Origin of the sequence: Mesorhizobium sp. CA4 (assembly GCF_020165075.1) — a bacterium.
Taxonomy (GTDB): domain Bacteria; phylum Pseudomonadota; class Alphaproteobacteria; order Rhizobiales; family Rhizobiaceae; genus Mesorhizobium.
Genome location: NZ_JAIUHK010000001.1, coordinates 300156 through 314062 on the forward strand (window position 1 = coordinate 300156; position 13907 = coordinate 314062).

General features: G+C 62.5%; 9 protein-coding genes and 2 pseudogenes. 7 read left to right on the plus strand and 4 right to left on the minus strand.

All coding sequences use genetic code 11. The annotated features are described in order from the left end of the window. Positions 1–80: 80 nt before the first annotated feature. Positions 81–476 (plus strand): GFA family protein, encoded by a 396-nt coding sequence (locus LB528_RS01505; protein WP_040981201.1) that lies wholly within the window; start codon positions 81–83, stop codon positions 474–476. A 129-nt stretch (positions 477–605) separates the two neighbouring features. Next, positions 606–818, plus strand: coding sequence for a hypothetical protein (locus LB528_RS01510; RefSeq protein WP_224713589.1), 213 nt, complete (start codon positions 606–608; stop codon positions 816–818). Between the two features lie 11 nt (positions 819–829). Here LB528_RS01510 and LB528_RS01515 read toward each other — a convergent pair whose 3' ends face one another. Continuing rightward, complete coding sequence (locus LB528_RS01515; RefSeq protein ID WP_224713590.1) at positions 830–1759, minus strand: hypothetical protein; 930 nt, start codon at positions 1757–1759, stop codon at positions 830–832. Between the two features lie 199 nt (positions 1760–1958). Between LB528_RS01515 and LB528_RS01520 the strand changes: the two genes are divergently transcribed. The 4 genes and pseudogenes from LB528_RS01520 to LB528_RS01530 all read left to right on the plus strand — a co-directional run. Further along, positions 1959–2831: an undecaprenyl-diphosphate phosphatase gene (locus tag LB528_RS01520; RefSeq protein WP_224713591.1), complete on the plus strand. Its 873-nt coding sequence runs from the start codon at positions 1959–1961 to the stop codon at positions 2829–2831. A gap of 49 nt (positions 2832–2880) precedes the next feature. Then, entirely contained in the window at positions 2881–3666 is a 786-nt protein-coding gene (locus LB528_RS01525) for a phosphodiester glycosidase family protein (protein WP_224713592.1), read from the plus strand. Between the two features lie 147 nt (positions 3667–3813). Next, positions 3814–3954, plus strand: a pseudogene (locus tag LB528_RS30505) (muramidase); the annotation flags it as partial. Positions 3955–4089: 135 nt separating this feature from the next. Then, positions 4090–4956 (plus strand): annotated as a pseudogene (locus LB528_RS01530) (GH25 family lysozyme); the annotation flags it as partial. A 402-nt stretch (positions 4957–5358) separates the two neighbouring features. Here LB528_RS01530 and LB528_RS01535 read toward each other — a convergent pair. Together LB528_RS01535 and LB528_RS01540 are read right to left on the minus strand one after the other, a co-directional pair. Further along, entirely contained in the window at positions 5359–5730 is a 372-nt protein-coding gene (locus LB528_RS01535) for a VOC family protein (protein WP_224713594.1), read from the minus strand. A 1126-nt stretch (positions 5731–6856) separates the two neighbouring features. Continuing rightward, positions 6857–10633, minus strand: coding sequence for a vitamin B12-dependent ribonucleotide reductase (locus LB528_RS01540; protein WP_224713595.1), 3777 nt, complete (start codon positions 10631–10633; stop codon positions 6857–6859). 710 nt (positions 10634–11343) lie between these two features. Between LB528_RS01540 and gltX the strand changes: the two genes are divergently transcribed. After that, positions 11344–12717 carry a glutamate--tRNA ligase gene (gltX, locus tag LB528_RS01545; RefSeq protein WP_224713596.1) on the plus strand — a complete coding sequence of 458 codons (1374 nt, stop codon included), beginning with the start codon at positions 11344–11346 and terminating at the stop codon, positions 12715–12717. Here the strand turns inward: gltX and LB528_RS01550 are convergent. After that, complete coding sequence (locus LB528_RS01550; protein ID WP_411962083.1) at positions 12635–13855, minus strand: DUF2865 domain-containing protein; 1221 nt, start codon at positions 13853–13855, stop codon at positions 12635–12637. The genes gltX and LB528_RS01550 overlap by 83 nt on opposite strands. Positions 13856–13907 lie beyond the last annotated feature (52 nt).

Consider the following 13907-nt stretch of genomic DNA (forward strand, 5'->3'; position numbering starts at 1 on the left):
GCGTTCCATCAACGCTTTTTGATTGACGCTGTCGTACCTGCAGTTAAAGCGTGCCGCTACTCCAGGAACAGGAGCTTCCCATGGCAAAATATGAGGGCGGATGCCTATGCGGCGCGGTGCGCTACAAGGCCGAAGTCGAACCGGTCAACGAACGCGTCTGCCATTGCCGGATCTGCCAGAGAGCGATCGGCGCCGCCTTCAATGCGCGACTTCTGTTTCGCATCGACGACGTGACCATCGAAGGGCCGGTGGCGACAATCAATTCCACGCCGGACCTCAAGCGCGGCTTCTGCCCGGCTTGCGGCACGACTTTATTCTCACGGCGCGACTCCAGGGGCATCCTCGGCGTCACCTCCGGCTCGCTCGACGATCCGTCGCTGTTCAAGCCCGACATGCATTTCTGGACCGCCTCGAAGCAGCCCTGGGTGATGCTCGACGATGGCCTGCCGCAATATGAAGGCGCGCCGCCGGCCTGAGTCATTGCGACGCAGGCCTGCACAAAAATTTCATCTTCGATTCACGACATAGCCGGCAAAGCGTCATTGGCGGGCCATCTTTGGCTGCCTATCTAAGCGCCATGCGGGAAGGCATCGAGGAGGCGACGGATGAGCGAGAGCATCAACACCCTGGACGAGCTTTTGAACGACCCGATGGTCCAACTCGTGATGGCGCGCGACCGCGTGCGCCCGGCCGAGATTCGCCTGCTTCTGGAAAAGGCTCGCAAGAGGGCGAGCGATGATTCCCGCATCGATCAGGCTTCGGTGCCACCCGCGCATGTGGTGGCAAGAGGCTGCCTGAAGCAGTGGCTCTACCGCTGAGGCGACCCGGTTCAGCTCGAATGAGCGGGCAGGTAGCTGTAATGATTGCGCAAATAGGCGAGCTTGAAGCCGAGCCGGTCGTAGTTGCGATAGGCCGGCCCGTCGCGGTCGGGGCGCGGCGCCTCGATGTCGGCGACAAACAGTTTCGCGCCGGCGGCTATGCCGTCGCGAACCAGTCTTTCGCCGAGCATGGCATCCAGATCGAAGCTCGGCGCCATGATTCCCGGCACCGGCGCGTCGAGACCGCTCCAGGCGGCACCATCTGAGATAAAGAGCGAGCGTACTGCGGCGACCGCGCCCCTGCGTTTCAGCATATAGTGACGCCAGCCCTTGCGACCGACAAGCGCCGTGAGCCAGGGCGTGGTGGGAAGCCTGTATTTGGCATCGATGAAGGAAGCCCATTCCGAGGTCGTCCTGCGCGTAACCTCCTCGACCACCAGATCGTCGACCGGGATCAGCGGGTCGGCCGGGAAGAGCGGTTCGTCCGGCAGCGGCGTCGCGTCGCGATAGATGCGCTCCCAGCCGCCCTGATGCTGCAGGCCGCGCGCTTCCAGCCAACACCGCAGCCGCGCCGGTTCAGCATGTGGATTGGTATAGAACCACGGCCGCCTGATGCCGGCATCGCGGTAATGCGCGAGCAACGTGTCGACCTGTTCTTCCGTCGCGGGACCATCGACGCCGATATTCTTCACGCAGTTGAAATGGATGAACGGGATCGTCGTGCAGGTGGTCCAGACAAGATCGCCGTCCCTGTCAATCGCAAGCCCTTGCCGGGCCGCGAAATCCGTCGGCGCCGCTTCGTAGAGGTCGAGCCAGGCAGCGACTTCGGCGCGCTCGATGGCGCGGCTGGTATCACGCGACACCTCCTCGATCGCGATTTCGGCAGCATGCGTTTCCGGCGGCGTGACCGGCTCCAATTCCGAGAGGGCGGCGGTCGACATCGTGATGCTCCTCCGATTTGCCTTACACTGTAAGATTAGCGCAGGATAATATGGCAGCGCCAGTTGTCAAGCAGGATTAGCGCCACCTTACAAATCCGTGAGTTGGAATCACGCTATCGTGAGGCTAAGCCTGTCTGCCAGGCTTTTCGAATGACGATTCACTTTTGCCTCGGGCCGGGGCGCTGGGAAAAGGATTGAGATGACCGACGTCTGCACTCAAGGACTGGACACCGGCTTTGTCGGCCTGGGTTATGCCAAGGTGGCAATTCTGGGCATCGTGCAAGGCATCACCGAATTGCTGCCGATCTCCTCGACCGCGCATATGCGCATCGTGCCGGCCGTGCTCGGCTGGCAGGATCCCGGCTCGGCCTTCTCGGCCGCCATGCAACTGGCGGCGCTGGCGGCGGTGGTCAGCTATTTCTGGAGCGATGTCAGGGACGTGCTGTTCGGTTCGCTGACGGCGATCTCGCGCCGCGATTTCAGCGACCGCTATTTCCGGCTCGCGATCAGCATCGTGCTTGCCACTGTCCCGATCATCATTGCCGGCCTTGCGCTTTCCGGCATGCTCAACGCCTGCAACTCGCCGCTGCGCGGGCTGGCCGTCATCGGCTGGGCCTGCATCGCCATGGCGATCCTTCTGGCGCTGGCCGAGATCTTCGCCAGCCACAAGCTCGTGCTGCGCCAGGCATCGATCCTTGACGCGCTGCTGGTGGGTGTCGCCCAGGTCGGCGCGCTTATTCCCGGCGTCTCGCGTTCGGGCTCGACGCTGACGGCGGCGATGGGGCTGGGCTTCGCCCGGCCCGAGGCGGCGCGGCTGTCGTTCCTGCTCGGCCTGCCGGCCATCGCGCTGGCCGGGCTCAAGGAGCTCTATGAACTGCACAAGGTGCATCTCGACGCGCATGGCTGGTCGATCCTGGCCGTCGGCCTTGTCGTCGCGTCGATCTCGGCCTTCTTCGCCATTTGGGGGCTGATGCGGGTGCTCGAGCGCTTCTCCGCCTGGCCGTTCGTCATCTATCGCGGCCTGCTCGGCGTGGTGCTGCTGATCGGCGTCGCGACCGGCTGGCTTGTCTAGAGGTCTCGACCGAATCCGCTCTATCGCCAGCTGACCGCCGGACGCGCTGATGGATCTTGGGACGCTGCTGCAATCCGTGCCGTTGCTGGCCACGCTGGTGAAATCGGCGGTGCCGGCAGCAATTGGCGCGGGCATAGGGCTTGGCCAATGGCTGGCGGCGCTGCCGCCCTGCCGCAACCAGATTTTCGAGAACGCGACCTATCTGGTCTGCGAGGCCGATCCGAAGCATTTTTCCATCGAGCTGTTCTGGAAGAACAAGGATGGCGAACTCTATCGGTCGCTGCACAATCTGCGCAGCGCGCAGCAGGCGACGGGACGTACCCTGCTTTTCGGCCTCAATGCCGGCATGTATCACCCCGATCTCGCGCCGGTCGGGCTATATGTCGAACGCGGCGAGCGGGTCACGCCGGCGAAGACCGGATCGGGAACCGGCAATTTCTCCATGCAGCCCAACGGCATCTTCTATCTCAGCGACGGCAAGGCCGGCGTTCGCGCGACCAGGGATTATCTCAAACGTCCGCCGCGCGTGGATTACGCCACGCAATCCGGACCGATGCTGGTCATCGACGGCAAGCTGCATCCGAAATTCCAGGCAGACGGCACCTCGCGAAAGATCCGCGATGGCGTGGGCGTGCGCGCCGACGGCGTCGCGGTCTTCGCGATCTCGGACGACGTCGTGACCTTCCACGAATTCGCGCGGCTGTTCCGCGACCGGCTCGGCTGCCCGAACGCGCTCTTCCTCGACGGCTCGATCTCGAGCCTCTATGCGCCCGGGATCGGCCGCAACGACGATTTCTGGAATCTGGGACCGATGATCGGCGTGTTCAGGCGCTAGCCAATCTTCTTCGGCGCCACCCGAATCATCCGATCGCGCCAAAAGTAAATTTTGATTCAAACTTTGTTGGTAATTTCTCATTAGGAATGGCGTTTCCGGCGGCGCTGTTCCTGCCTTCGGTCTGTTTTGTTTTGCGTACAGGTCAAGATGCGGATTTTTGGCGTCGTCAGTTTCGTGCTCGCATCGCTTTGCCTTGCCGGCTGCTCGTCCACGTCGGGCGTCGATGCCTTGCAGATGCCGTCCAACGAGACGACGAGCTCGGTTGTGCGGCCAAGCGCGCCCGTATCGAAGGGCGCGAGGACCGCCATTACCGAAAGAACCGTCGAGACCGCGTCGATGTCGGACGCCACGCGCATCAAGCCGCCGGCGCCGCTGCTCCACGAGGCTAACGCGAGCCCCGGCGACGAGAACTCGCGCCCCGGCGACGAAAATTCGCGCCCCTTCGGCCTTGCCGAGGAAGAGACGGTGAACTTCCCGGCGACCGATCTGCTGGACAGCGTCGAGCCGCCGGTGCAGGAAGTAGCGCTCGTCTCGCCGCCGAAGCGGCTGTCGCGCGCCGCGCCCGCCATGCTCGCCGGTCCGGTCACGCGCTACGCGTTCCGCGACGCCAAGCCGATCAATTTCGGCCGCGCTTCGCCGCGCCATCTTGCCGTTCACGGCGTCGACGTCTCGCGCTGGCAGGGTAACATCAACTGGCAAAAGCTGCGCGCCCAGGGCGCCAATTTCGCCTATATCAAGGCGACCGACGGCGGCGACCATCTCGACCCGATGTTCATGAAGAACTGGCGCAACGCCGATGCCGCCGGGCTGAAGCGCGGCGCCTATCATTTCTTCTATTGGTGCCGCACCGCGGGCGAGCAGGCTGACTGGTTCATCCGCAACGTGCCGAAGGTCGATGGCGCGCTGCCGCCGGTCATCGACGTCGAGTGGAACGGCGACTCTTCGTGCAGACGCAAGCCGTCGCGCGACAAGGTGCTAGAGAAGATGCAGGTGTTCATGGACAAGCTGGAGCGCCACTACGGCCAGCGGCCCATCATCTACACCAGCCCCGATTTCTATCGCGACAATCTGCGCGGCGCCTTCCTGGATTACCCGTTCTGGCTGCGCGCGGTGGCGGCGCATCCGTCAAAAGTCTATCCGGGCCGCAAGTGGCTGTTCTGGCAGTATTCCGGCTCCGGCCTGTCGCATGGCGTGAGCGGCCGTATCGACCTCAACGTCTTCCATGGCGACGAGCGCCAATGGCGCGCCTGGCTGGGCGGAGGCGGGCAGATGATGGCCGACGCGGATTAGGCGAGGTTTTCCCTTCTCCCCTTGCGGGAGAAGGTGGCCGCGAAGCGGCCGGATGAGAGGTGCTCCAGCTTGACGAAAACCTTTGCCGGCTTGGGGCGCCGCAGCAAGATCGCCAGCGTCTCACTCCGCTGGAACACCCCTCATCCGTCTCGGCGCTACGCGCCGATCCACCTTCTCCCACAAGGGGGAGAAGGAGAGGGCGCTCATGCCTCGGCCCCGCGCGGTCGTCATCCTCGGGCTTGACCCGAGGATCCATTCCGTGACCACGGTGAAGCGTGCAAACGGAGCAGAATTCTGCATCGCTGCAACGCTTCAAAGTCACGGAATGGATTCCAGGGTCTGCGCGCGTCGCTTCGCTCCTTGCTCCGCCCTGGAATGACGAAGCAGAAGGGGCATCCCCACCTACCCCCCGTTGATCATCGCCTCGATGTTGTAGCCATCGGGGTCGAGCACGAAGCAGGCGTAGTAATGCTCCGCATAATCCGGGCGCGGTCCGGGCGCCCCATTGTCCGCCGCGCCGGCATCGAGCGCCGCCCGATAGAACGCCTCGACCTCCGCCTTGCTCTTCACCCGGAACGCAACATGCAGATGGGTGAGCGGCGGCTTCTCACCCGTGTTCTGGATTTCGAACAGGCAGCCATTGCCGACATCGAAGGCCCAGAAGATGCCTTCCTTGCCGAAGGAGAGGCTGTAGCCCAAGGGCGCGAAAGCCTTTTCGTAGAAGAGCTTGCTCTTAGAGAGATCGCTGACTTCGACGGTTATGTGGTCGATCATGGTTATTTCGAAACCTTGTAGGTCGACTCCTCCCTTCTCCTATAAACAAGGGAAGGGAGGATTGGCCAATTTCTTAGGGCTTCGGTCTACTTATCTTTCTGCTGTTTGCGACGTCCCGCCTCGCCCGCAGTCAGTCGGGCTCTTATGGATTGCCACCTATCAGCAATCTCTAGGCACGAAGCTGCCAGCAGTTTTCGCCGTTGGCTATAGTTACGAGGTCCGGTGAAGATTTTCTGCGCAAAAACGTCAACGACAAAGCACAACTCTGGGCGAGGTTCGCCAGCACCAACGAACGACTCCTCGGCGTACCAATGCAGCAGGGTACCGTGGAGTGCGGAGGTTTCCATACTAACGGCAGCGTTTTGCAAGTGTAGGGCTTGATCAGACCGAAAGCTGATGACTTTTTTCCCATTTGCGGCAACTTGAATGAGTTCGTCGGTCGAATGCCAACCGCGACGCCCCCAAGAGAGAAACGCGGCTGATTATCTGGAATGCCGACTATCTTTGCGGTCGCAGGTAGCTTCGCCAAGCTCATGGTACGGCAAAGCTCTGTCGCGTCATGGGCCGTGAGTAGCCTTTGCTCATCATGAGAGGTGGCAGGCTTACGAGACAACAGAGCTTTGTCGAGCTGCGTCAGTCGAGTGTCGTCTTTTCCATGAGACTCAATGAAATACATCATTGCGCGCTCGATTTCATTGTATCGAGTGTCGAGAAGAAAGTTCTTTGGTCTAATGACGTCTTCGATAATAGCAGTTCTTCGGGTGACCGCGCGAAACAATATTCAACTAATTTGTTAGCGCTTATTTGCGGTTCGATTTTCATATACGAGAAATCCTTTTCTAGATTCGTTAGGCTACGGAAAGTGCCGATGCCTTCTCGACTCTGAGAGGAGAATCTCGATATAATAACCTTATCACAGGAGATGGGATTCTCAATCTCGTCGCCCCGCGTGGGCCTCGGCTTTTCGCGGTATCCAAAGCCGATCCCAAGGGATCGGCTTTGGTGTTTTCAGGCGCATTTGCGCGACTTAAAATTTTTAAGGCCCTTTCTCTTTTTGTTCCCTTTGCCATTTCGGCCCGATCTTACGACCGGGCCGATGATGTTGCGTTTTAGCGGCTAAGATTTCTCAGCTGCATCCGCTCGTCGAGCCGCACGTATCGCACTTCTCGCAGGTGCCGTTTCGCACCATGGTGAAGTTGTGGCACTCGGAGCATTCGTTGCCGGTGTAGCCCTGGAGCAGCGACTGCTGGCGGCGGGTGGCGGCGAGCTTCTTGGCCTCGGCGGCCTCGTTGGCTGCGGCGTCGGTGAATAAAGCCTCAGTACCGCCGGCGGCTTCGGCTTCTTCTTCCACCATGTCCTCGGCCAGTTCCCTGGCGCGCTCCTCATAGTCACGCTTGTAAGCGATGGCCTCGTCGCTTGCCGGCTTCAGCGCCAGCACGTTGGAGCCTGAGAAGGCCGTGGGCGCCGCGCGGGCAGGGGCGGTCGACGGCCCCGAGCCGCCGAAACCCTTCGGGTCTGAACCGGCAGCTGACACCAGCTTCACCGGCGAGGCGCCGCGATAGAGGCCCCTGGAGAAGGGCGTCGCCTTGCCTTCGGTGATGCCGCGGCCGAGCGCGGTCTTGTCGAAATCCGACTGGTCGACATGGGCGAGGTCGTGGCGGCCGAGATAGGAGACGGCGAGCTCGCGGAACACATAGTCGAGGATCGACGTGGCGTTCTTGATCGCGTCGTTGCCCTGCACCATGCCGGCCGGCTCGAACTTGGTGAAGGTGAAGGCCTCGACATATTCATCGAGCGGCACGCCATATTGCAGGCCGAGCGAGATGGCGATGGCGAAGTTGTTCATCATCGCGCGGAAAGCGGCGCCTTCCTTGTGCATGTCGATGAAGATCTCGCCCAGGCGCCCGTCGTCGAACTCGCCGGTGCGGAGATACACCTTGTGGCCGCCGACGACGGCCTTCTGGGTGTAGCCCTTGCGGCGGTTCGGTAGTTTTTCGCGGTCGCGGTAGAGCCGCTCGATGACGCGCTCGACGATCTTTTCCGTCACCTGCACGGCGCGCTGCGCGGCAGGCGCGGCGATCAGCTGCTCGACCGCCTCGTCCTCATCCTCGTCGTCATCGGCGAGCAGCGAGGCGTTGAGCGGCTGTGACAGTTTCGAGCCGTCGCGATAAAGCGCGTTCGCCTTCAGCGCCAGCTTCCACGATAGCATATAGGCGTTCTTGGCGTCCTCGACCGTCGCCTCGTTCGGCATGTTGATGGTCTTGGAGATGGCGCCCGAGATGAAGGGCTGCGCCGCCGCCATCATCAGGATGTGGCTCTGGATCGACAGCGAACGCTTGCCGATCTTGCCGCAGGGGCTGGCGCAGTCGAACACCGGCAGGTGCTCGGCCTTGAGGAACGGCGCGCCTTCGAGCGTCATGGCACCGCAGACATGGATGTTGGCGGCGTCGATGTCCTTCTTCGAGAAGCCCAGAGCCGGCAGCATCTCGAAGGAGACGTCGCTAAGCTGCTCATCGGTGAAGCCGAACGTGTCCTTCACCCAGTCGGCGCCGAGCGTCCACTGGTTGAACACGAACTTGATGTCGAAGGCCGACTTCAGCGCCGCATTCAGCGCCGCGATCTTCTCGTCGGTGAAGCCCTTGGCCTTCAGCGTCGAGGGATTGATGCCGGGCGCCTGGTTGAGGTTGCCATGGCCGACCGCATAGGCCTCGATCTCGGCGATCTGGCTTTCGGAATAGCCCAGCGTCCTGAGCGCTTCCGGCACGGCGCGGTTGATGATCTTGAAGTAGCCGCCGCCGGCAAGCTTCTTGAACTTCACCAGCGCGAAGTCGGGCTCGATGCCGGTGGTGTCGCAATCCATGACCAGGCCGATCGTGCCGGTCGGCGCGATGACAGTCGCCTGCGCGTTGCGGTAGCCATGTTCCTCGCCGAGCTCGATGGCGCGGTCCCAGGCGGCGCGGGCGTGCTCGGCCAGCGCCTGCTGCTTGAGGTCGGCGGCGACCAGCGGCACCGGATTGACGGCGAGCCTCTCGTAACCGTCCTTGTCTCCGTAAGCGGCGCGGCGGTGGTTGCGCATGACGCGCAGCATGTTCTGGGCGTTGCGGTCATAGTCCGGGAAGGCGCCGAGCTCGGCGGCCATTTCGGCCGAAGTCGAGTAGGCAACACCGGTCATAATGGCGGTGAGCGCTGCACAGATGGCGCGACCCTCATCGGAGTCGTAAGGGATGCCCGAGGTCATCAAGAGGCCGCCGATATTGGCGTAGCCGAGGCCGAGCGTACGGTATTCGTAAGAGAGCTTGGCGATCTCCTTGGACGGGAACTGCGCCATCATCACCGAGATCTCGAGCACGACGGTCCACAGGCGAACGGTGTGCTCGTAAGCGGCGATGTCGATCGTGCCGTCTTGCTTGCGGTAGGGCAGGAGATTGATCGAGGCCAGGTTGCAGGCCGTGTCGTCGAGGAACATGTATTCCGAGCACGGGTTGGAGGCCCGGATCGCACCGGCGGAGGCGCAGGTGTGCCAGTCGTTCATCGTCGTGTTGAAATGCAGGCCCGGATCGGCGGAAGCCCAGGCGGCGTAGCCGATCTTTTCCCACAGATCCCGCGCCTTCAGCGTCTTCAGCACCTTGCCGTCCTTGCGGGCCGTGAGCTGCCAGTCGCCATCGGCCTCCACGGCGCGCAGGAAATTGTCCTTCAGCGACACCGAATTGTTGGAGTTCTGGCCGGAGACGGTGAGATAGGCATCCGAGTCCCAGTCGGTGTCGTAGGTCTTGAACGACATCGAGGTGTAGCCCTGGCGGGCGAACTGGATGACGCGGGAGATGTAATTCTCCGGCACGGCGTCCTTCTTGGCCGCCTTGATCTCGCGCTTCAACGCGGTGTTCAGCGCCGGGTCGAAGCAGTCGTCGCCATTGCCTTCGCAATTGACGCAGGCCTTCATGATCGCTTCGAGATGCTTCTTGACGATCTTGGAACCGGTCACCAGCGAGGCGACCTTCTGCTCTTCATTGACCTTCCAGTCGATGAAGTCCTCGATATCCGGATGGTCGGCGTCGACGATGACCATCTTGGCCGCGCGGCGCGTCGTGCCGCCCGACTTGATGGCGCCCGCCGCGCGATCACCGATCTTGAGGAAGCTCATCAGGCCGGACGAGCGGCCGCCGCCGGACAGCTTCTCGCCTTCGCCACGCAGCATGGAGAAGTTCGAGCCGGTGCCGGAGCCGTATTTGAACAGGCGCGCCTCACGCACCCACAGGTCCATTATGCCGCCCTCATTGACGAGGTCGTCCTGCACGCTCTGGATGAAGCAGGCATGCGGCTGCGGATGCTCGTAAGCCGACTTCGACTTGGTCAGCTTGCCGGTGAAGGGATCGACATAGAAATGACCCTGGCTCGGGCCGTCGATGCCATAGGCCCAATGCAGGCCGGTGTTGAACCATTGCGGCGAGTTCGGCGCGACGCGCTGGGTGGCGAGCATATAGGCAAGCTCGTCGCGGAAGGCGCGCGCGTCTTCCTCCGACTTGAAGTAGCCGCCCTTCCAGCCCCAATAGGTCCAGGTGCCGGAGAGGCGATCGAAGACCTGGCGGGCGTCGGTTTCCGAACCGTAGCGCTCGGCCTCGGGCAGCTTGGCGAGCTCAGCCTCGTCGGCGATCGAGCGCCACAGGAAAGAGGGGACGTCGTTCTCCTCGACCTTCTTCAGCCGCGCCGGCACGCCGGCCTTGCGGAAATATTTCTGGGCCAGGATGTCGGCCGCGACCTGGCTGAACTGCGCCGGCACATCGATGTTGTCGAGGCGGAACACCACCGAGCCGTCGGGATTCTTGATCTCCGACAAAGCCTTGCGGAATTCGATCTCCGCATAGGCTGATTGCTCTGGCTTGGTGAAGCGACGCTCGATGCGCATTGGTCCGGTCCCTTTGTATCTACATATAGCGCTTTTCTCCGGGAATCTCTGCCCCGCACAACGAAAAGCGCAGCCCGCCGTTTGCCGGCATCGCAGGCGACGCCGGCACTCTCCTCTTCGCGGGCGCCGCCATGCAGACAGCATAACGCCTTGCCAGGCGTTTGCCCGGGCTGCAGGCCGACTCCCGCGGGTCCCTCAAATGAAACTTTGTCGATTCCCTCGGAAGAGGGAGGTTCACATTATCTAGGGTCCAGCCTGCCCGCAAACACTAAATATAGTGTTAACAGATCATTTTTTCCAGGCCAACAATTCTCCCTTTCGCCCACCCAAGCCCAAACGATCCAACGCTTCCGCCGGCCTCGTGAACGGGCGGAAAAGTTGGCAAAACGCACAAAATCCGGGAAAAAAGACCGGCCTCTAAACTCTCCGGTCACGCCCGCCACAGGAGCGCATGGCCCATAAAAAGCGACTCGTTCCGAGCCGTCAAGGATTCGTTTTTGTAGCTTTTGTGACCCCAACATCTTGTGTGTCACATATGTGGATAACGGGGACATAAGAGGCCCGGGTTTGCCGGCGCTTGACGAGCTTCGTCCGGCCGCCGCGAAGCGCGTCAGGCCAGCGGCTTTTCATTTTAGCTGGCTTGCACTATCTCTTGCGTTCGCGCGGGGGCGCGCCTTGTCAACACCAAAAGCATCCGCTACGCCCCGCTCATGACAGTTACCGTACGTTTTGCCCCGTCGCCGACCGGCCGCATCCATATCGGCAATGCGCGCACCGCGCTGTTCAACTGGCTTTTCGCCATGAACAACAAGGGCCGTTTCATCCAGCGCTTCGACGACACCGATATTGCCCGCTCGAAGCAGGAATATGCCGATTCCATTCTTTACGACCTGCATTGGCTGGGCATCTTTCCGGATGTCACCGAGTATCAGTCGCGCCGCTTCGAGATCTATGACGCGGCGGTCGAGCGGCTGAAGGCGGCACGCGTGCTCTATGCCTGCTACGAGACGCCCGAAGAGCTCGATCTGCGCCGCAAGGTGCGCCGCACGCGCGGCCTGCCGCCGGTCTATGGCCGCGAGGCGCTGACACTGACGCCGGAGCAGGTGGCCGAATACCAGTCGGACGGACGCAAGCCGCACTGGCGCTTCCTGCTGCCCAATTTCACCAGCGATCCGTTGCAGCCGGAGCGCACCGAAGTGCATTGGAACGATCTGGTGCGCGGCGAAGAGACCGTCGACCTCGCTTCGCTGTCGGACCCCGTGCTGGTGCGCGAGGACGGCACCTATCTCTATACACTGCCTTCCGTGGTGGACGACATCGAGATGGGCGTCAGCCATGTCATCCGTGGCGACGACCATGTCACCAACACCGGCGTGCAGATCGCCATCTTCAAGGCGCTCGGCGCCGAGCCGCCGGTCTTCGGCCACCACAACCTGCTCACCACCGTGTCGGGCGAGGGGCTGTCGAAGCGCACCGGCGCGCTGTCGATCGAAAGCCTGCGCGAGGACGGCATCGAGCCAATGGCGGTCGCGTCGCTGGCCGTGCTTGTCGGCACGTCGGAAAATGTCACCGCCGCGCACGACCTCAATGAGCTTGCGGGCCATTTCGATCCGGCGGCGACGTCCAAGTCCGCCTCAAAATTCGACCCGGACGAGCTCTTCGTGCTCAACCGCACGCTGATGCATCATATGTCGTTCGAGGAAGCGCGCGACCGGCTGATTGTGCTCGGCATTTCCGGCGACAAGGCCGAGCCGTTCTGGCTGGCGGTGCGCGGCAATCTCGACCGGCTGTCGGACGCGGTCGCCTGGTGGCGCATCTTGAACGAGGGTCCGCAGGAGCCGGCCGAATTTTCCGGTGAGGACCGCGACTTCCTCAATCAGGCGTTCGAACTGCTGCCGGAGGAGCCGTGGAACGGCACGGTCTGGAAGGACTGGACCGGCAAGATCAGGGAAGCGACCGGACGCAAGGGCAAGCCGTTGTTCATGCCGCTGAGACTGGCGCTTACCGGGCGGACTTCGGGGCCGGAGCTTTCAGATCTATTGCCGCTGATGGGTCGGGAAGGAACGCTGGCCCGACGACCCTGACCTTGCGCTGGTCCGGCGGCAACGCCGAGACCGGCGACACCGGCGCCTTGGCGGTCAGCCGCTTGATCGCGTCCAGGTCGAGCCCGCCTTCGGCGTTGGCGAGCGTTTCGGGATCGGCGCCTGGATCGGGTTTGACCGCCGGCATGGGAACGAAGGGCGCTGCCTCGCCGTTGGGCCGCGACTGTTCGGGATTGGGCGGGTTGCCGCCGATGATGGTGAAATTGCCGGCCTGCGCGTTGCAGCCGCAACTCGGCGGGCGCGAGTAATTGGCCTGCTTGTAGAGATAGGCGGTCGGCAGCTCGCTGTAGGGGTGCCCGGTGACCGAGGAGGTCATCGAACCCGAATCGTCATCTATTCCGCGCGAATAGAAGACCTGCATCTCGGTGCCGGGGCAGCTCGATTCGCAATTCTTCTGGTCGCGTTCGAAATCGCCGACGGAGGCAGCGTTGGACATCGGGAAGAAATAGCCGTCGCAGGTGCGCACGCACATCGTATGGAATTCGCCGCCCAATCTCGGCAGGTCCATGCCGTCCGGCTCGTTGATGATGCGGCGGAAGTTGCGCTCGCTGGGATCGTCGGACGGCACGTCCGCCGTGTCTGGAACGCCAGGAGCATCAGGCGTTTCGAGTTGCTCATCCTGGCGGCCGAAAAGCTGCTCGAACAGATTGCCGCCGCCATTGTCGCGGGAAGCCTCCTGAAGGGGTGCGCGGCGCGGCGCGATCTCGTCGCTACGGCAGTCATTGGCGTCGAGCGCCGCGAGGATGCGGCCGCGGTCGCGCCGCGTGCCGCCCGCGGCCAGCCGCTCGCGCTTGGCCTGCAATGCGTCGAGATTGGCGTTCATGCGATCTATCGAGGCGTTGATCGCGGCGCATTGGCTGGCATTGCGCGAAAACAGCGTGAAGCCGCAACCGGCATCGCTTGCCCGGCCCCGGGCTTTGGCAAGCTGCTCGCGCTGCCTGGCGATCGCGTCGTCATATTTGCGGACGAGACCTGGTCCTCCGCCGCCGCGCGTCGCGGCGAGTTCGGCTTCGAGTTGCCGGCATGTGCGAGAAGCCGCCTGGGATTCGGTGAGAGTGACAGCTGAACATGCAAGCGCTGCAAGCAGCGTCGCAAGATGCATCAGCGTCCACCCCTTCATCCGCCTGGAATCCCGATTGCCCGTGGCCGGAAAACTACCGCGTTCGTGGTTA

Bases quoted from the DNA above. Each gene is read 5' to 3' on its own strand.
- LB528_RS01520 (WP_224713591.1), top strand. From the start codon at position 1,959: ATGACCGACGTCTGCACTCAAGGACTGGACACCGGCTTTGTCGGCCTG.
- LB528_RS01510 (WP_224713589.1), top strand. From the start codon at position 606: ATGAGCGAGAGCATCAACACCCTGGACGAGCTTTTGAACGACCCGATG.
- LB528_RS01550 (WP_411962083.1), bottom strand. From the start codon at position 13,855: ATGAAGGGGTGGACGCTGATGCATCTTGCGACGCTGCTTGCAGCGCTT.
- LB528_RS01540 (WP_224713595.1), bottom strand. From the start codon at position 10,633: ATGCGCATCGAGCGTCGCTTCACCAAGCCAGAGCAATCAGCCTATGCG.
- gltX (WP_224713596.1), top strand. From the start codon at position 11,344: ATGACAGTTACCGTACGTTTTGCCCCGTCGCCGACCGGCCGCATCCAT.
- LB528_RS01515 (WP_224713590.1), bottom strand. From the start codon at position 1,759: ATGTCGACCGCCGCCCTCTCGGAATTGGAGCCGGTCACGCCGCCGGAA.
- LB528_RS01505 (WP_040981201.1), top strand. From the start codon at position 81: ATGGCAAAATATGAGGGCGGATGCCTATGCGGCGCGGTGCGCTACAAG.
- LB528_RS01535 (WP_224713594.1), bottom strand. From the start codon at position 5,730: ATGATCGACCACATAACCGTCGAAGTCAGCGATCTCTCTAAGAGCAAG.
- LB528_RS01525 (WP_224713592.1), top strand. From the start codon at position 2,881: ATGGATCTTGGGACGCTGCTGCAATCCGTGCCGTTGCTGGCCACGCTG.